Source organism: Hallella colorans (assembly GCF_003096815.1).
Lineage (GTDB): Bacteria > Bacteroidota > Bacteroidia > Bacteroidales > Bacteroidaceae > Prevotella > Prevotella colorans.
Window position 1 is genome coordinate 1 of record NZ_QENY01000010.1, and the last position, 17,539, is coordinate 17,539.

General features: G+C 43.1%; 18 protein-coding genes and 3 pseudogenes. 9 read left to right on the plus strand and 12 right to left on the minus strand.

Translation table 11 applies throughout. From position 1 onward, the window contains the following. Positions 1-95 precede the first annotated feature (95 nt). From C7379_RS06230 to C7379_RS12940, 3 genes and pseudogenes are all read left to right on the plus strand, one after another. Positions 96-209 (plus strand): annotated as a pseudogene (locus C7379_RS06230) (IS982 family transposase); the annotation flags it as partial. A 128-nt stretch (positions 210-337) separates the two neighbouring features. Continuing rightward, on the plus strand, positions 338-739 hold the full coding sequence (locus C7379_RS06235) for a hypothetical protein (protein ID WP_243406730.1): 402 nt from the start codon (positions 338-340) through the stop codon (positions 737-739). A gap of 371 nt (positions 740-1,110) precedes the next feature. Further along, positions 1,111-1,194 (plus strand): annotated as a pseudogene (locus C7379_RS12940) (transposase); the annotation flags it as partial. Positions 1,195-1,230: 36 nt separating this feature from the next. Here C7379_RS12940 and C7379_RS06250 read toward each other — a convergent pair. The 11 genes and pseudogenes from C7379_RS06250 to nusB form a co-directional block, all read right to left on the minus strand. Beyond that, positions 1,231-1,551: pseudogene (locus C7379_RS06250) on the minus strand (IS30 family transposase); the annotation flags it as partial. Positions 1,552-1,923: 372 nt separating this feature from the next. After that, positions 1,924-2,229: a helix-turn-helix domain-containing protein gene (locus C7379_RS06255; protein WP_116616511.1), complete on the minus strand. Its 306-nt coding sequence runs from the start codon at positions 2,227-2,229 to the stop codon at positions 1,924-1,926. Next, positions 2,204-2,539 carry a type II toxin-antitoxin system RelE/ParE family toxin gene (locus tag C7379_RS06260; RefSeq protein ID WP_004349760.1) on the minus strand — a complete coding sequence of 112 codons (336 nt, stop codon included), beginning with the start codon at positions 2,537-2,539 and terminating at the stop codon, positions 2,204-2,206. Before C7379_RS06260 ends, C7379_RS06255 begins: the two co-directional genes overlap by 26 nt. 76 nt (positions 2,540-2,615) lie before the next feature. Next, a complete protein-coding gene (locus C7379_RS12845; protein WP_207773403.1) occupies positions 2,616-2,825 on the minus strand; it encodes a hypothetical protein in 210 nt (69 codons plus the stop codon). A 974-nt stretch (positions 2,826-3,799) separates the two neighbouring features. Then, positions 3,800-4,039, minus strand: coding sequence for an IS66 family transposase (locus C7379_RS12945; protein WP_243406731.1), 240 nt, complete (start codon positions 4,037-4,039; stop codon positions 3,800-3,802). 3 nt (positions 4,040-4,042) lie between these two features. Beyond that, entirely contained in the window at positions 4,043-4,219 is a 177-nt protein-coding gene (locus tag C7379_RS12950; protein WP_243406732.1) for an IS66 family transposase, read from the minus strand. Positions 4,220-4,324: 105 nt separating this feature from the next. Then, complete coding sequence (locus C7379_RS06275; RefSeq protein ID WP_116616512.1) at positions 4,325-4,759, minus strand: DUF5606 family protein; 435 nt, start codon at positions 4,757-4,759, stop codon at positions 4,325-4,327. A 1-nt stretch (position 4,760) separates the two neighbouring features. After that, entirely contained in the window at positions 4,761-5,327 is a 567-nt protein-coding gene (gene coaE / locus C7379_RS06280) for a dephospho-CoA kinase (RefSeq protein ID WP_116616513.1), read from the minus strand. Positions 5,328-5,330: 3 nt separating this feature from the next. Beyond that, complete coding sequence (locus C7379_RS06285) at positions 5,331-6,308, minus strand: YbbR-like domain-containing protein (protein WP_116616514.1); 978 nt, start codon at positions 6,306-6,308, stop codon at positions 5,331-5,333. Then, positions 6,301-6,624, minus strand: coding sequence for a preprotein translocase subunit YajC (gene yajC / locus C7379_RS06290; RefSeq protein WP_116616515.1), 324 nt, complete (start codon positions 6,622-6,624; stop codon positions 6,301-6,303). Before yajC ends, C7379_RS06285 begins: the two co-directional genes overlap by 8 nt. 33 nt (positions 6,625-6,657) lie before the next feature. Continuing rightward, positions 6,658-7,800 (minus strand): transcription antitermination factor NusB, encoded by a 1,143-nt coding sequence (gene nusB, locus C7379_RS06295; RefSeq protein WP_116616516.1) that lies wholly within the window; start codon positions 7,798-7,800, stop codon positions 6,658-6,660. 229 nt (positions 7,801-8,029) lie between these two features. On the opposite strand from nusB, the gene C7379_RS06300 reads away from it, so the two are divergent. The 4 genes from C7379_RS06300 to purN all read left to right on the plus strand — a co-directional run bounded on the left by C7379_RS06300 (position 8,030) and on the right by purN (position 10,436). After that, positions 8,030-8,656, plus strand: coding sequence for a 50S ribosomal protein L25/general stress protein Ctc (locus C7379_RS06300; protein ID WP_116616517.1), 627 nt, complete (start codon positions 8,030-8,032; stop codon positions 8,654-8,656). 7 nt (positions 8,657-8,663) lie between these two features. Then, the gene (gene pth, locus C7379_RS06305; protein ID WP_116616518.1) at positions 8,664-9,242 is read left to right on the plus strand and encodes an aminoacyl-tRNA hydrolase; all 579 of its coding nucleotides are present in this window, start codon (positions 8,664-8,666) and stop codon (positions 9,240-9,242) included. 69 nt (positions 9,243-9,311) lie between these two features. Then, complete coding sequence (locus tag C7379_RS06310) at positions 9,312-9,806, plus strand: RNA-binding S4 domain-containing protein (RefSeq protein ID WP_116616519.1); 495 nt, start codon at positions 9,312-9,314, stop codon at positions 9,804-9,806. 57 nt (positions 9,807-9,863) lie between these two features. Then, on the plus strand, positions 9,864-10,436 hold the full coding sequence (gene purN, locus C7379_RS06315; protein ID WP_116616520.1) for a phosphoribosylglycinamide formyltransferase: 573 nt from the start codon (positions 9,864-9,866) through the stop codon (positions 10,434-10,436). Positions 10,437-10,565: 129 nt separating this feature from the next. On the opposite strand, the gene C7379_RS06320 is transcribed toward purN, so the two are convergent. Continuing rightward, the gene (locus C7379_RS06320; protein WP_116616521.1) at positions 10,566-13,487 is read right to left on the minus strand and encodes an outer membrane beta-barrel protein; all 2,922 of its coding nucleotides are present in this window, start codon (positions 13,485-13,487) and stop codon (positions 10,566-10,568) included. 1,606 nt (positions 13,488-15,093) lie between these two features. On the opposite strand from C7379_RS06320, the gene C7379_RS06330 reads away from it, so the two are divergent. Next, the gene (locus tag C7379_RS06330) at positions 15,094-16,218 is read left to right on the plus strand and encodes a 3-dehydroquinate synthase (protein ID WP_116616522.1); all 1,125 of its coding nucleotides are present in this window, start codon (positions 15,094-15,096) and stop codon (positions 16,216-16,218) included. Positions 16,219-16,262: 44 nt separating this feature from the next. Then, positions 16,263-17,492, plus strand: coding sequence for an anaerobic sulfatase-maturation protein (locus C7379_RS06335; protein WP_116616523.1), 1,230 nt, complete (start codon positions 16,263-16,265; stop codon positions 17,490-17,492). Positions 17,493-17,539 lie beyond the last annotated feature (47 nt).

A 17,539-nucleotide genomic window follows, 5' to 3' on the forward strand; every position in this document is an offset into this window, starting at 1 on the left:
GTGGTGCTGTGGGAGGCTGAACTTAAATTTTCAATACCAAATCATCACGCAGGTCTATATGAAAAATGCGATGTCGCCTTTTTGAGGGTCGACTAACGAATGGTTTGTTTGCCAGAATCATTGGCAAAATTAGTGCACTCACCATTCTGCAATACGCAAACTTCATTAACAACAAGCCCATTGGCAGAATTAAGTATGCACTAAATTAATTCCGCCAACGGGTGTATATTATATGATGAGAAAGCTTTTTTTGACAATTTTGGCAATAGTAATAATGAATACGTTATCATCATGCAATTGTTTTTACAAACGAAAGACCTTAAGGATTACAAACAGTATGTCTGCAACAGAGTCCCAAAGGAGAGATGCACTTGTATCTCTATATAAAGCAGACAAAAACACAATAGTATTTGATAGCATATACATTCATATAAAAGAAGCATTTGTCGAACATCCATATAATTACAGAGATTACAACAGTGATATGTTAATAGTTGACAGAGATAATTATCAATTTATAATTATTTTGTCAGGTAGAGATAGTTTGCAAAACAAAGGTTATGGAGAAACTTGGGAAATAGATGACATCCCTGCATTCGAAGCACCATACACTCTTAATTATTATTTTGAGAGGCAAGCTCCACCCGATACCTTTGTGGCTAAAATCTATAACATTTGCGAATTACCTAAAAAAAAAGTTATAAAGGATATATATTTTTATAAGATGCAGAAAGAATAATTGTTATATGAATATGACGACAGACCTCTGTTAACTCCACAGTTTGTTACTGAAGTAACTTGAACTTTTCCGTGAATCTTATAAGTTCACGGAAAAGGTTTTGTACGTTCTTATCAGTCGTAAGGTGCAAGAGTTTCGCCATCTGATTGTAGTTTTCCACTAACTTTTGAGCCTTTTGTTTGCTCACAGGCACACCAAATGCGCTTAGCCACAATAGGAGGACAAATGATAGGGTAGAGATTCTGTTTCGCATCGTTTACTAAATATAACGTGAGTTCGACGAATTATAAGTGTCTGTAAATTTGGTGATTTGCGAAATTTGTTGCAACTTTAAAGTGTTGATATACATAGAATTACAAACAAAAATCGCTATGATCACCGAAGACAAAGTTACTGAAATATTTTGTATGGCAGATGATTTCTGCAAGTTTTTTGATGCAATGACAGCAAAATATGCGGGTGCGTAGAGTCAACCAGCAAATGCAAAATTACTAAACGTGTTTGAAGAACTCGCACTTAGGTGGAGAAAAGTTTAATTTTTCTCTCGGACTTTCGTTCAGTTTCTTTTGTATCGACATAATTCTCTTGTATGTGTAATGTTCAAACGAATCCTTTTAATGTTCAAACGAATCCTTTTAATGTTCAAACGAATCCTTTTTCGGTATATATTGTCTGATTAGTTTATTTGTATTCTCAATAGCTCCCTTTTGCCATGAACAATATGGATCAGCGAAGTACACGGGTACGCCTAAGAACTTTGTAATGTCCTTATGTGCCGCAAATTCAGGTCCGTTGTCTGTGGTTGTTTTTTTACATCATGCTTGTAAGACAGTAGCATGAGGTGAATGTTATCAATCCATAAGTAATATGGGAGAGGCAAGTGTGTGCATACGTCTCATTAGTTCAGATTTTTGAGCGAATATAGCCCTAAGTGTAGTTGTAAGTAACACGTATGTTTATCAAGTAGAAAGTTTTAGGTATTTGTTTAATAAGGATAAAAAGGACATAGTATAATCAATAAAACAAAAAAATTATGGTGAAAAATTACTACAAGTAGTCTCTCAAAAATCGTTTATTTGTAAAAATCCTATAGATAGCTGGCAAATATGCGAGAAGTATCCTTGCCAATTCGCTAATATCGTAAGTATCTTAACTGGTCATCATATTAAAGCCTATTGATGTAACTATCCTATTGGCTTTGATATGTCTATGCGCAATCCGAGAGAGTTAACAAGGCGAAAGAATAGTCCTACTCCAGGCTCAATCAATCCGTTTTCTATTTTTGATATGTATGACTTGGTCGTACCTGCTTTTTCTGCCAATTCGGTTTGCGTCATTTTTGCTTCCTTGCGTGCTTGTAAAAGGATTTGCGAGGCATAAAAAGCCTTTGCCTCATTTTCAAACTGTACACGTTGCGGTGTACCCTCCTTGCCGTATTTTTCATCCAGCACGAGGTCGTAGTCTTCAATCTTGTGGTTGTTTGTCTTCATAATATGCTTCCTTTATCTTTAGTGCTTTTTCTATTTCTTGTCTGGGTGTTTTCTGTGTCTTTTTGTGAAAGCCATTGAACAGCACCACGATTTGTCCGTTGTCAAAAATAAAGAATACACGGTAGATATTGCTCTCGTATTCAATTCGCAATTCAAACAATCCATCTCTGATTGCTTTGACAAACTTTGACGAAAGTCTTTCCTGTGTTTTCAGTAGCTGCAAGGCGTAGTCTATCTTTCGCTGCACTTTCTCATCCAACGTCTGCATGAATGCCTGAAAATAGCCACCGTATGTTCTTATTCGTCTCATACTGCAAAAGTAATAAAAGTTTCTATATATAACAACTTTTTCTGCTGTTTTTTCTACCGTATAGTAAAATTAGGCATTATTTCATCATAAGTGCAACTACTCCTCCTGTTTTCAACTTTCCGACTATCTCTTCTAATTCTTCTACCGAAGTAATCTCCCTCAACTCGCCGTTGTGCTTGATGATAGCAGAGAAAGAGGAAATTTCGTCTTGGAAGAAGTCCACTACCTTGCAGCCGATAGCATTTGCTATCCGTTCCAAAGTGCCTATTGTAGGGTTACGGCTCATTTTCTGACTAAGCGTTAACTCTTGAAATCCCCATTTTTCTTGCTACTTCCTCAATGGTATATTTCGTATCCAATGTTTTTGCCAACCATTTGCAGTCTGCAAATTCAGGTCCGTTGTCTGCGGTTATTTTTTTACATCATGCTTGTAAGACAGTAGCATGAGTTGAATGTTATCAATCCATAGGTAATATGGGAGAGGCAAGTGTGTGCATACGTCTCATTAGTTCAGATTTTTGAGTGAATATAGCTCTAAGTGTAGTTGTAAGTAACACCGTATGGTTATCAAGTAGAAAGTTTTAGGTATTTGTTTAATAAGGATAATAAAGGGCATGGTATAATCAATAAAACAAAAAAAATATGGTGAGAAATTACTACAAGTAGTCTCTCAAAAATCGTTTATTTGTAAACATCCTACAGATAGCTGGCAAATATGCGAGAAATGAGAGTTTTCTATAAGTACCTATATATTATACAGTTGTAGTATTCTCTCAACAGTTTGCTTATAAGAAGTTTTCTGTTCGGTTTATCATTAAGCACTAATCGAGGTATGATTAGTGGTTAATGGGGTGACGTCTACGTTCTAATCAGCTTGCCATTATGGGCTAAATGCACGTTGATTATGTATTTATCGCATGCTGGTTGCGTATTTTGCGATGTCACGTCTGTATTTTTGGGTCATTAGTCTCGGTTTTCCTGCACGGATTGGACAATCCGCAAAGTGTTGTTTTTGGTGATTTTTTTTGACACATCAAACACATGTCACAAATTCTTCCACCCATAGTGCATGTAGCTATGCATGGAAATGGCAAGACAAGAAACGCCATAATCATCCAATATTAGCCGTCTTTCACACTAACAAATAACCCTTATGTGCCTGGCAGCATATAAGGGTTATTTGTGTATTTGAAATTTGAAGGCAGTATTCTTGTTAGCTCCTACTCCGTCATTTCTGGCAGTGGCTTTGAAAGGACTTCTCTAATCCATTTTGCGTGGCTCTATGTCTGCTTCCCTGCAACACGCCATGCAGGTGTAGAAGATGACATCGTTCTCCGCCCCCTCTTCATTGTCGACACAGAACAGATAATTCTTTCTTCCAAGCGTGATAGGCCTGATGGCTTGCTCCATGAGATTGTTGTCTATGTTGAAGCGTCCGTCCTGCACGTACCTGACAACGCGTATCCATACGGTGAAGGCATAACGCAACGCCTTCTCCATAGCTTAGCCAGCGGTGTACTGCTTGTGTACATCCAGCATATAAGTCTCCAAATACTTAAGGATGGGGTAAGCTTTAGCTTTTCGCTCCGTCTCAACTTCCTCGGGTGGGGCTTTCTTGTGCCTGAGGTTTTCCTCCAACTCATAAAGCATGGCTATCGTTTCGATAAATATGGGCGGCATTTTTATCGTCAGCCGCCAGATTTTCGAAATTGCATCTCACACGTGCCATTTTTGAGTTTTACCGGACAGCAATAACCAACAAGTTATGCCAGTGTTAAAATCCGATTATTTTCGATCGTCCACATTATCACCCTCTGTAGGCGAGAGCAGCTCTTTGAAATTGGTGTTTCCGCTTTTCACCAAGATATTATACCATTGCAAGAGTTTTTTTATGTCACTGTCATGCACGCGATCTTGGTCATAGTTGGGCAATATTTCAGCAAAATACACACGAAGGTCTTTGCTCGAACACTTCTTATAATTGATAGAAGCCTCTTTGTTATCCTCTTTTTTCCCAACATTGGCAAACACTTGCCACAAAGGCACATCATCCTCGTTGGTGTACATTGCAATATCAGCCAAACTTGTTACCCTATCAGATGCGAACACTGGCATACGGCGACCAGGCTCTTCGAGCGTCTCTACTATGAGGTTTGCCTTGCCACGTGACACGAGTTTGTATAGTCCTGGCTTACCAGAAATTGACAGTATTGTTTCCATTTTATTTCTTGTTTATATTGTTAAATAATTCTTTAAATTGTTCTTCTATATTTTTTTCACCATCGTTTATTATAACGTAGTTTGACCGGCTCTCCATTTTCTCTTGCGACATTTGGCAGTTTATCCACTGCAAGGCCTTCTCTTCACTGATGCCATCGCGCCGCATAATGCGGTTAATTCGTATTTTGAGCGGAGCGCTAACGCATACGATACAGTCGAAATCGACACGTTTGTCAAACCCACTTTCAAAGAGAATGGCACTCTCCAACCATGAGTAGCCGCTGCGTATGAAATCAAGAGCGACTGCTGGATGAACCACATCATTAACAGCTTGTTTGTTTTGTGCGGATTTTAGAATATATTGAGCCAATATTTTTTTTTGCAACACGCCATCCGTATAGACCTCGTTACCTACAAGTTGGCGTAGGGATTGCTGGATACGTATATCTTCAGCCAATAATCGTTTAGCCGCCGCATCACAGTCATAGACATGTATACCAAGTTGTCGAAGATATTGGCACACATAGCTTTTTCCACTTCCTATACCACCAGTTATCGCTATTTTCATGGTCTATTGTTCGATGAGATAGTCCACCTGTTCCATTTCCATTCTGACGTTACCCACACCGCGAGGCTTGTTTTGCAAATAAAGTTTACACTTCTCACTTCTCCGGGCAGCCACTTCTCGATAGTCTACCACAACCCTAAAGTCAGACGACTTGATAGTTCTGAATATACTAGCCCCTACCGTGAAATGTACCCTTACCTTCTGTGGGAATGTCCGAACGGTTAAATTCTCTGGTTTGTTGATGGCCGTGATAGGTACAACCACACTCTCTTCTGTCAATATATCGGGATATAATGATAACTTGACACTCTGCGGCACAATCTTCACTCCTGTCATAGCCTTCAATCTTACCGTTTTCACCACCGTATCGTCAAAGTTGACAACGTTTTGATATTCGGTAAAAACCGCATTGATACTATCTAATTTTGCTGCCGACGCGTAAATTATCACCTTATCTGGAACAAACTGAACGTGGGATAAATAATAGTTCTTGCGAGGAATGATATTACCTACAAGTTTCACCTTCACTCTCTTGTTACGTCCATAGTTAAAATAAAAATCAGGTTTTTCTATTTTGACAGACACGATTGTTGAAGATGCGAATATCCTTTGTCTCACCAATCGCTGCAAATCAGACAATGGGATTTGACCATGACCAGACTGCTTATTAGCGTAAGTTGAGAAGTTGAGCACAATGGGGCGTATGCGTTTGCTTAAAGAATATGACGCCAAAATAAATCCCTTGTCACGCACAGTGACATACATCGTGTCTGAAATATCAGTGGTTATCACCACGTTTTTGGGCACGCCGTTAATACGAACAGCCACTGGAAGTTCTCTCTCATAAGTTTCATTGAGCGTCATCATCAACCAGAAGATGCCGCTGAGAAAAAGAAAGAATAGAAAAATCAAGAACTCCTTGTTCAGCAATCCGAACAAGAAGTTCCTGACGATATGATATATTTTCTTCAGTCTATGCATTAGGTTGTTGCTGACTTACGTCCGCAAATACATAGCTCTTGTCTACGGATATGACCACGCCACGAGCAATTTCCACGTCAACAGTGTTTGTGGCGGCGTCTAAACGCTTTACTGTGCCATAGATTCCACCCCCAGTTACCACTTTGGATCCTTCCTGTAGAGAGTTTTGAAACTCGCGTATCTTCTTTTGTTTTTTTTGTTGTGGGCGAATCATGAAAAACCACATGATGGCAAAAATAACCACCATCATAATAAGCATGCCTCCCATGCCTCCTCCACCTTGAGCTGCCTGGGCAGCCAATATTAATGTACTCATTGTCTATATATTATTTGATTTTCTAAAAATTATCTATTCTTTCGTCATGTCCACAGGCGTTTCTTCGCTCGAAGAATCCTCTACTTCACCAACCTCAATATTAGCCTGCATACCCAATTCGTTGTCCGTGTTGTTAGTTTCTGATTGTGTTTGCTCATTGATACGAGGCCTGTGTACAAACCTCACAGGTCCGTTTCCCTCTTCTTTGTCACGCCTGTTATCATCGTGCGAAAAACGTTGGCGTGGCTCAGGCATGTCCTTGAGCATCTTTCCCTCGCCTATCAAGTAGCGAGCTATGGCGTCAAGCATGCCATTAATGTATGAGCCACTGCGCGGCGTGGAATACAATTTGGCCAACTCCACAAACTCATTTATCGTCACCATGACGGGAATGCCGGGGAAATTGAGCATTTCAGCGATGGCTATTTGCATGATGACCACATCCATATAGGCCAAACGAGAGAAATCCCAATTACGAGAAGTCTCGCTCATATAGCGTTGATAATCGTCCGCATTAAGTATCGTTGCGCGAAAAAGCTTGCGTGCAAACTCTTTGTCTTCCTCGTCTTTGTACTCTGGCAGCAACTCTTGTTTGTTTTTGTTCTCAAGTTCAAACCGTTTAATGGTTTTGAGTACGAATGTGTCCACCGTCTCCTTATCGTCATTCCAATACAGGCTTTTCTCCTCCAAAAGCGTGTCTAAATCTGTATTATCTTGTATGAACAACTTATAGAGTTTACGCCAAAGCTCCCTGTCCGTTTCATAATCATTTTCAGGAGTGGACATATATTCACTGTAAATCTGGCTTTGCTCTATTTGGTTGCACAGTCTCCTCACAAACTCTATATCGTCTTCCCACGATAGTTTCTTATCCTCAAGAAAAGAATTTAGCATCTTGTTTTCCTCCAATTGCACCGCAAACTGGTTGAACGCAAATTTCTGCGAAGGCGCCTCAAGTTCCTCACGCGCCGCCCGCTGTGTCAACAAGTCCATACGTCGGCGCTCTTCTTTGGTTACAGCGACAACAAGTGCCAAGAGAAAATTATATAAATCGTATGCTTTTGATAGGCTGAAGAGCAGCTCTTTTTCTGCGATATCGATATTTTTGTTACCGTTTTGATAATATGCGTAGGTTAACTGGAGTACCTTAATACGTATTAGATCACGATTAATCATTGGTCTTATGATTCAAAGAAATTTATTTTTACTATCTGCAAATGTAACTAAAAATCCATATACTTGCAAGAAACGTCTGCATAAAACCTTATTTTTTAGAAAAACTTTGCACATTTCAAATAAAAAGGGTAATTTTGCATCGCATTTTCACTTTGGCAAAATGATTTCCAGTGTGATGGTGAATTAACAATACAATTTAATTTAGAGTAACACATTTAAAAGAAAGATCATGAAAGAAATTAGTATCACAGGTCAGAAGCGAGAGGCCCTTGGTAAAAAAGCTTCTAAAGCCATTCGCAAACAAGGCATGATTCCTTGCAACCTCTATGGCGAGAATAAACAAGATGGCAAACCAGTAGCTTTAGCGTTCGCATCGCCTTTTAGCGAGCTGCGCAAGATTATCTACACACCGCATATCTACGTCATCAAGATAGACATCGATGGCACAAGCCACACTGCCGTGATGAAAGAAATCCAGTTTCATCCAGTAACTGACGCTCCCTTGCATGTTGATTTCTACGAAGTGAACGACCAGCAGCCCATTACCATTGGCATTCCCGTCAAATTGACAGGTCTTGCACAAGGTGTTCGCGATGGTGGACGTATGAACCTTTCCATACGCAAGATAGCTGTCACGGCGCCCTACCAACAGATACCCGAGCATCTTGACATCGATGTTACAGCCCTCAAGATTGGCAAGAGTATCAAGGTAGGTGATTTGTCATTTGAAGGACTGGAGTTTGCAACAAGCAAAGACGTCGTAGTTTGCTCCATTAAGATGACTCGCAACGCTGCCCAAACCGAGGAGGAAGCTCCAGAAGAAGAGACAACAGAGACACCTGCAGAGGGCGAGTAATTCATCCATGGATAAGTATTTAATTTGTGGATTGGGCAATCCCGGCGACGAATACGCTGGCACCCGACACAATACAGGTTTTATGATATTGGACGCCTTTGCCAAGGCGTCCAATATTTGTTTTGAGGACAAACGTTATGGTTTTGTTGCCGAGACATCTCTCAAAGGGCGAAAAATCTTTCTGCTCAAACCATCTACGTTTATGAATCTCAGTGGCAATGCTGTGCGATATTGGCTCAACCAAGAGAAAATAGACCAAAGCCGACTACTCGTTATCAGTGACGACGTGGCACTTCCCTTGGGCGATTATCGTCTCAAGGCCAGTGGCAGTAACGGTGGGCACAATGGCTTGGGGCACATCATTCAGCTCATTGGCACCAATTATGCCCGACTGCGCATAGGCGTGGGCAATGATTATCCTCATGGCGCACAAGTAGACTGGGTGCTCGGCCGCTACAACGAAGACGAAATGCAAACACTCCTGCCCACCATTGACACGTCCATCAATATCATCAAGAGCTTTGTTCTCCAAGGTATCAACGCTACAATGAACCAATTCAACAGCATGGGCAAACATAAACGATAACAGCTTCTATTTCGACCATCAAAAATGGCCACCACGCCACGGCCGTTCATTTTACTCCATTTATCTATCATGTCAGACAATACCAAATCCGAAAACAACGCAAACCAATCCATAAGCGTGACTAACGCCAAGCCGTTACCCAAGTGCGGCACCTCTGCTCGCATTGACAAATGGCTATGGGCGGCACGCATTTTCAAGACGCGCTCCGTAGCTGTCGATGCCATCAAGAACAACCGCGTCACGGTAGGCGACATTAATGTCAAACCCAGCCGAACCATCAAGGTTGGCGAGATCATCAATGTGAAGAAACCACCCATTACGTATTCTTTCAAGGTGTTATCTTGTATAGAGCAGCGCGTAGGTGCTAAATTGGTACCACAGGTGTACGAGAACATCACCGACCCCAAACAATACGAGTTGTTGGAGATGAGTCGCATCAGCGGCTTCGTGGACAGGGCGCGTGGTACCGGGCGCCCCACAAAAAAAGACCGCAGAGCTCTCGAGGCTTTTGTTACACCCACCATGTTCGGTTTTGACGATGATGGCTGGGACGACATAGACTGACCCACCTACCCTATCATTTGTTCCAATATTTAGAAACCCTCTTACACTATCACCTCCATGACTCACATCGCCATCTTTGTATCGGGCAGCGGAACCAACTGCGAGAATATCATACGCTATTTTCAAGGCTCCAACGATATCAAAATCAATCTTGTACTTAGCAACAAAGCCGATGCTTACGCTCTCGTGCGAGCCCAAAAATTAGGCGTGGAAACATGCGTTCTATCCAAGGCCGATTTCAACAACGCGGCCAAACTCATGCCTATACTTGAGCGCCATAACATTGATTTCATAGTGTTGGCGGGCTTTTTACTGTTCATTCCAGATTTTCTCATCAAGGCTTATCCACACAAGATGCTTAACCTTCACCCCGCACTCTTGCCCAAGTTTGGTGGCAAAGGCATGTGGGGACATCATGTACACGAGGCCGTCAAGGCTGCTGGCGAGAAAGAAACGGGCATGACCGTACACTGGGTAAGCTCTGAAATAGATGGAGGAGAAATCATAGCCCAGTACAAAACGCCCCTTTCGCCTGATGATAATCCTGATAATATCGCGGAGAAAGAGCATGTCCTTGAGATGAAATATTTCCCACAAATTATCGAAAAGATTATTTTAAGCAACAAGTAGCAACCATTTGGATCGGAAAAAGACACTATCCAAATCACAAAACTAACACTTGACAATAGAGGCTATAGATGAAGAAACGTTCACCCATAGCCTCTGTTTTTCGTATGCGCCTCTTGTTCCTCTACTTGTTTAAAATCTTCCACCATGATTCCCATGATAGCCTCCACGCCCATGTCTACCACGCCACATACCTTGCCTCATTTCCCCTTGTGCAGCCTTTCCACCAAAAAGGTTTAGCTTATAGTTCACGTGCAGCATCACATAACTATTGATTGCGTTGTACTCAGTGTCACTTCGGAGCATGGCCGAGATGGTTCTACTGAAGTTGCTTTGTTTTTGCAGAATGTCGTAAAATTGCAGCATAACCGTTAACGGCTTACCTTTCAAGAAGCTCTGCGACACCTGTGCGTTCCACACCAACTCATTCGTGTTGAGCGAATTGTCATTATATCCACGCCTGCTATTCATGTGTATGTCTGTCGATACAGCCATACCCCATGGAGCTGTCACGTTGACATTTGCGCCGTAAGCATATCGCCACGTGTCAAGATTGGCTGTAGTCTGGAGTTTATTGCGAGAGTGTCGATAGTTAAGCGAAGCGTCAAGCTCCACTTCCAACCAGTCTTTTCGATAGCTTCCAGCCAATCGCTCACCGACAAACCAATCCTTCGTAGTATTTTTATCGGCATTGGTTTTTCGTCGCAAGTTCACGTACCCCACATTGTTGCTATAGCTCATGTTTGTGAAAGTGTTGACATTCCACACGCCTGCCGTGTCTATAGGCGTGTTGAACATGAAAACACCATTCAAGCTCCAGTCTCCATTGATATTTTCTGGGCGCGAGGTTCTGCCTCCGGTGCGCTCGTCATAAGTCACCTTGTTACTGATAGCGTTGCTCGTCGTGGCAAATCTCAGATGAGTCATCACCGAGCGCTGCGTCGCCTGAAAATAGCCATTATAGAAAAAACGCAGGTTTTGTGTGAAAGAAGGCTTCAGTCCCGGGTTACCTGTCGATATGTTCAGAGGATCAGAGTCATCATAGATGTCAAGCATCTGCCCAATACTCGGCTGATTGGTCCACGCGCGATAGTTCAGTCGGAGATTGCTCACCTTGTTGAAACGATAACGAAAATCAAATGTCGGCGACACATTAAACACATTTCGAACAGTGTCAACGCTCACGCCTTGGTAGTCCTGCACATAGTTAGACCGTTGCGGTTGAAACAATATGCCAGCGTTGAGTTGATATTTCTCGCGTATCATCCTAAACATCAGTTCAATGTCATGACGATTGTTGGAATATTCAGAATATCTACTCAAATTGCCATCCCGATAATGCGTGTAATCTTTTTCGAGTCGACCTAAATAACTATCCCAAAGCCTATATCCAGTCGTTATGCCAGAAAAGAAATTATCGCCAAGGTTCGAAAAATCGTATGTTGACCGGTCACTCTTGCTATAACTATGACTGAACTGGTAGCGCAGTTGCAAGAATGTAGCTCGCCATAGCGGCTCGCTATATGTGGCTTGTAAGGTGTAGCTCCAGTTTCTGGTAGGCGTTACGGTGTAGCGGTTGGTCTGATACATGGAGTCTGCCCCCATCGTATTATTCATTTGGTACAGATGCACGTTGTTGATGGATAAGCTTTTTGAGCCATTGTCCCTATAGTTCACATCCGCTCTCAACGTCATATTTCGCCCCCGAGCGTTCAAACGGCGGTTAAATTGCAACATCGCGCCCACGTTGTTATTGTCAGAATAGCTCATAGCATTCCCGTCTCTTGAGTTTACCACAAGATTGTCTGCCTCAAGTTGAGCCATCGATTCTGGCGCAAGAGGGTCCATAACATAGCGATATGGGTCTGCGTTGAACGCCGCCGACCTATTACTTGAGAGCTGGTCGTTGGTGCTGACACTTACCGATGGTCTAAACATCACGTTGGTCAAGCTATCAGGCATCCACTCCACTCGAGCCCGTGCGTTCCAACTATTACTTCGCGAAAATATTTTGTTCAGGCTGTTAGAAAACGAGCCCACCGTGCTGACAAAATTTTCAGAAGAGCTTTTGCTCAATGCATCGCCATCGCTATGGTTCCAACGCACACTACCATCAACCTTCAGCACGTTCTTCTTTTCATAGTTAATATTGAGACCTGCCATTTTGGTGGCATTCAACCCATTGCGTCCACGTCCATACCATCCGCCTCTGCCACCAAACCCCATGTCGTTCACGTTGTTGGCATTGCCCATGCCGAAGATGCGCATGTCACTGTTAAAATAGCCACCGAACACTCTCGACGAATATCGGCTCTTGGTTCCGACGGCCCCGTCGGCATTAACCATTGCCCCCTTGTTCATGCCAGGCTTCATGCCAAAATCAAGCACTGTCTCCTCATTGCCATCGTCAATACCTGTCACACGCGAAAGATCGCTCTTCTGATCATACGATTTAATCCTGTCAACGATGGAGGTGGGAATGTTTTTTAAAGCCGTCTTGGTATCGCCGGTCATAAACTCCTTGCCCTCAACCAATATTTTTTTCACTTCCTTGCCATTAATCGTTATCTTGCCGTTTTCGTCCACCTGTGCACCCGGCAACCGCTTCACCAATTCCTCAATGGTCGATCCCTCAGGCGTGCGGTAGGCCGCACTGTTATACACAAAAGTATCTTCCTTCACGCTTACCTTCAGGGCCTGCGCCGTAATCTCCGCACCTTTCAGCATCACGGCGTCGGCACGCATTGACACCCGCCCAACATTAAGCCCATGATCGTTTGTCACCTTGATATTCTTAAATGCAGGCACATAGCCCACGCTCGACATCTTCAAGATATATCTGCCATTAGTCGGAGCCTTGAGTATAAAACGGCCCTTGCTGTTAGACACAACACCAGCGACAAAAGTTGAGTCCATTTTCAATAGCTGAACGGTCACCATCGACATGGCTTCTTGCGTGTCGCCATCTACGAGCGCACCCATAATCTCTCTCTCTTGCGCTCTAACTACTATTGATATCATCATCAGCACAGCGACGATAAGACTTTTTTTCATACTTTGGAAATCTTTTGTATATAGAATTTCTGTTTATTTTAAGACGCAATGGCATCATATTGGTTTAATCCACGTGCCTTAATAAATATAAAAAGCATGATTCAGAAAATGAGGTTTATTCATTCTTAGCTCCTTTTTCCATTACTATTCAGCATGGCAATATCAAAATCAAAGAACTACTGCTACTCAAAAAGTTTACACGGAAACGTCCCCAAAAAAGCGCTCAGTTATTCTATTGGAAAATTAAAATCCTATATTTCCCTACACCTACTTTTTGCCCTCAATACGTAAAATTATGAAGAAGCATTTAAACCCCGTTGGAGAAAGAGTTTCTCCTTCGCCAGTATTTCAAGAATCCGGATATAAGCCTCAAGTCATTCTGCGAGCCTTCATTCCCCACAAGGAGTGAGGGACGGCTGTTTTCCCCATGCGGTGTTGTCTCATTGTGTCTTTCAAAACAAATAAGCATATAGCAACCATGACATGAAAGGACATCATCGCATTGGATGCCGCCAACAACGGCGGCATAATCCTCTACAGGGAGGAGCTTTTCTGGCGAGCCTACGAGCGTTCGTCATAGCAGGCGGCAATAGAGTCTGTTGTAGGGCACCGCAAGGCGGACCAACGGCCAGGGAGGAACTTCTGCAAGGGTCTCTTCGGAGGCTTCATCAATGTCATGCTTGCAGCTGCCACGTTTAACTTCAAAAGAACCATGAAGATTCTTTTGTGCTTTGTTGAAAGAGTGATCACATGGTGCTGTGGAAGACAGGAGCAAAATACTCAACACAAATTCATGCCGCAGGTTCTAATGAAGAATGCCATGTCGTATTTTTGAGAGTCGACTTAACACTTTTTGTCAATTTTATATCACAAAAACAGGTGGTAGTAATAGTAGCCTATTAGCAAATTTTTGAGCAATGCTCGCACCATTTTCATACACATTTTCGACCATTCCGCAAAGACTGTCTTGTCATTGGTATCTATTGGTCATACGTTTTGTGCCAAAACGCAGACTCATTGAGCTTTAATTGGCACGCCTTTAATGCCGAATCGGCAAGCCATTGAGTTCTAATCGCAAGCTCAAATCATGACGATTTGCGCATGGACCAAGCATTCATCCACTCAAACAGCTGATACTCTGACAAATACAAAACCACTTCATTTTTCGCGTATTTTGAACCATCTGCCTTACCTTTTGCAAATACACCACGCTCACAAGGTGTTTTGTCGTGTTTTTTGGCTTGTCTTTTTTAAAGAAATAATTTTCGACATCTCATCTCATGATGCGAACAAGCATGAGCGAAATAGCATTTCCCAAATACTAAAAAGTGTTAATTAGCGTGCGCCATCTGGCATGTTGATGATTTTTTATCTGTATATTTGTACTTAGCAGGTGCCCAAAACTAATTGCCACCAAATACGCATACAGTTTTTATCTTGGTTTATTGGATTGAAGAAAGTGCGTAGCGGGCCATACGACTAAAGAAAAAGTGTAGAATAACGACAACGGTACATGAAAATAATGGCAACGTGAAACGTGAAAAAAGGTGGACAACCTATAAGCTTGATTTTAGAGCATCCATTCAAATATAAAACAATTAGGACCATGAACCAGAGAGTCATTATATCTCAAAAGATAAACACGGCATTGGCCATTGCCATCTCAGAGTGTGAGCACGACAAGATTTTTGTCCTTACAGACACCATCACTCATGGCAAATGTTGGCCTAAGATAGAATCGCTTTTTTCACTGAAAGGGGCACAGCACATCATTATCGAGCCTACCGACAGTCACAAGGATATCAACTCTCTCACCCACGTATGGCAAGCCTTGCAACGTGGAGGCGCTACCCGCCACTCATGCTTGCTCAACCTTGGAGGTGGAATGGTGACCGATCTAGGCGGCCTCGCGGCCTCCACTTTCAAACGAGGAATTAATTTTATCAACATACCCACCACCCTCTTAGCCATGGTAGACGCCTCGGTAGGTGGAAAGACGGGTATCAATTTCGGCGGCTTGAAAAATGAGATTGGCGTTTTCAGCGACGCGGAATACGTAATCATCGACACAGATTTTCTCAAAACACTGGATACGACCAACCTGCGTTCGGGCTATGCCGAAATGCTGAAACACGGACTCATCTCCAACAAAAAGCACTGGGCGGAGTTGATAAACTTTCATCTCACAACCCCCGACTTGGACCATTTGCAGCGTATTCTCGCCGATTCCATAAAAGTAAAAGAGCGCATCGTAACCCAAGACCCCCAAGAAAAAGGCCCTCGACAAGCCTTGAACTTCGGGCACACCTTTGGGCACGCCTTTGAGAGTTTCTCGTTCAGATGCATTAAGAAAGGCGTCGAGCCACCTGCACACACAGCAAAAAACGACAAAGCGAAAAGCGAAGACGCGCCATCACGCACACAGCCATTGCCACACGGTTACGCCGTGGCCTTCGGATTGGTATGCGAACTATATCTCTCGGCCGTCAAGACAGGCTTCCCCACCGACACAATGCAGCAGACCGTGAGGTTCATTCGCCACCATTACGGACAGCTTGACATCACCTGCGATGACTATCCGGAGCTGATGGAGTTGATGGCACACGACAAAAAAAACAAAGACGGCGTCATCAACTTCACCTTGCTGGGCGGCATTGGCGACATACGCATCAACCAGACAGCCTCCGACGATGAGATAAAAGAAGCGCTCGACTTCCTTAGAGAGGGTTGAGCCAAAGACACTACACAAAACTCTACTAAACGACACGACAACCAATGACAAACACCATCGCTCCTTTTTCGAGACCCCTATACGTCATGTTAAAACCGGTAGGCGCGCACTGCAACATGGCATGCGACTATTGTTACTACCTCGAAAAATCAAAACTATATGACAACGTGCCACGGCATATCATGTCAGAAGAGCTGTTAGAACGGTTCACACAGGAGTATATCGAGGCGCAAACCACGCCCGAGGTGCTTTTCACGTGGCATGGGGGCGAACCGATGGCACGCCCATTGGCTTTCTACAAAAAAGCCATCGCGCTCCAGAGGCGCTACGCCAAAGGCAGGGTGATAACAAATGTGATACAAACCAACGGCAGCTTGATTACCGATGAATGGTGCGAGTTTCTGAAAACCAACAACTGGTTGGTAGGAGTATCCATTGACGGACCACAAGAATTTCACGACCGTTACAGGCATGCACAATCAGGAAAACCCACGTGGAAAAACGTGATGCAAGGCATTAGGCTGCTCAAGAAACATGGCGTGGAATGGAACGCGATGGCAGTTGTAAACGACTACAACGCCAACCACCCTATAGACTTCTATCATTTTTTTAAGGAATACGGCAGTGCGTTTCTGCAATTCACGCCCATTGTTGAGCGAATATTACCGCACGCTGATGGCCGACACTTAGCCAGTCTGCAAGATGGCAGCGAGGCACGAACGGCCCCTTTCTCCGTAACGCCACGGCAATGGGGACATTTTCTGTGCACCATTTTCAAGGAATGGGTGCAAAATGATGTCGGGACAACATTTGTCCAATTGTTTGACGCCACTTTGGCAAATTGGGTTGGGGCGCAGCCTGGCGTGTGCGTTTACGCCAAAGAGTGTGGGCATGCCGGCGTGATGGAGTTTAATGGCGACGTGTATTCGTGCGACCACTTTGTGTTTCCAGAATACAAGTTGGGCAATATCAGGCAGCAAACCATCGCAGAGATGCTTTATGGAGAGAAGCAATCGCGTTTCAGCATGTTGAAACACCAATCATTGCCACGCCAATGCAGAGAGTGCCGGTTTGAGTTTGCGTGTCATGGAGAATGCCCTAAAAATCGATTTGTGAAAGATCGCTATGGCAATCCTGGGCTCAACTATCTTTGCGAAGGGTACCAAGCCTTTTTCAACTTTGTCACGCCCTACATGAATTTTATGAAAAATGAGCTGCTCAACCAACGTCCGCCCGCCAATGTGATGCAAGCTATCAAGCAGCATTTGTTATAGATGATAATTCTTAAAAGTTAGAAACGTAAATTATATTAAAGAAAACA

Coding starts and splice junctions, on each gene's coding strand:
- C7379_RS06235 (WP_243406730.1), top strand. CDS start 338: ATGTCTGCAACAGAGTCCCAAAGGAGAGATGCACTTGTATCTCTATAT.
- C7379_RS06255 (WP_116616511.1), bottom strand. CDS start 2,229: ATGAAGACAAACAACCACAAGATTGAAGACTACGACCTCGTGCTGGAT.
- C7379_RS06260 (WP_004349760.1), bottom strand. CDS start 2,539: ATGAGACGAATAAGAACATACGGTGGCTATTTTCAGGCATTCATGCAG.
- C7379_RS12845 (WP_207773403.1), bottom strand. CDS start 2,825: ATGAGCCGTAACCCTACAATAGGCACTTTGGAACGGATAGCAAATGCT.
- C7379_RS12945 (WP_243406731.1), bottom strand. CDS start 4,039: ATGGAGAAGGCGTTGCGTTATGCCTTCACCGTATGGATACGCGTTGTC.
- C7379_RS12950 (WP_243406732.1), bottom strand. CDS start 4,219: ATGCCGCCCATATTTATCGAAACGATAGCCATGCTTTATGAGTTGGAG.
- C7379_RS06275 (WP_116616512.1), bottom strand. CDS start 4,759: ATGGAAACAATACTGTCAATTTCTGGTAAGCCAGGACTATACAAACTC.
- coaE (WP_116616513.1), bottom strand. CDS start 5,327: ATGAAAATAGCGATAACTGGTGGTATAGGAAGTGGAAAAAGCTATGTG.
- C7379_RS06285 (WP_116616514.1), bottom strand. CDS start 6,308: ATGCATAGACTGAAGAAAATATATCATATCGTCAGGAACTTCTTGTTC.
- yajC (WP_116616515.1), bottom strand. CDS start 6,624: ATGAGTACATTAATATTGGCTGCCCAGGCAGCTCAAGGTGGAGGAGGC.
- nusB (WP_116616516.1), bottom strand. CDS start 7,800: ATGATTAATCGTGATCTAATACGTATTAAGGTACTCCAGTTAACCTAC.
- C7379_RS06300 (WP_116616517.1), top strand. CDS start 8,030: ATGAAAGAAATTAGTATCACAGGTCAGAAGCGAGAGGCCCTTGGTAAA.
- pth (WP_116616518.1), top strand. CDS start 8,664: ATGGATAAGTATTTAATTTGTGGATTGGGCAATCCCGGCGACGAATAC.
- C7379_RS06310 (WP_116616519.1), top strand. CDS start 9,312: ATGTCAGACAATACCAAATCCGAAAACAACGCAAACCAATCCATAAGC.
- purN (WP_116616520.1), top strand. CDS start 9,864: ATGACTCACATCGCCATCTTTGTATCGGGCAGCGGAACCAACTGCGAG.
- C7379_RS06320 (WP_116616521.1), bottom strand. CDS start 13,487: ATGAAAAAAAGTCTTATCGTCGCTGTGCTGATGATGATATCAATAGTA.
- C7379_RS06330 (WP_116616522.1), top strand. CDS start 15,094: ATGAACCAGAGAGTCATTATATCTCAAAAGATAAACACGGCATTGGCC.
- C7379_RS06335 (WP_116616523.1), top strand. CDS start 16,263: ATGACAAACACCATCGCTCCTTTTTCGAGACCCCTATACGTCATGTTA.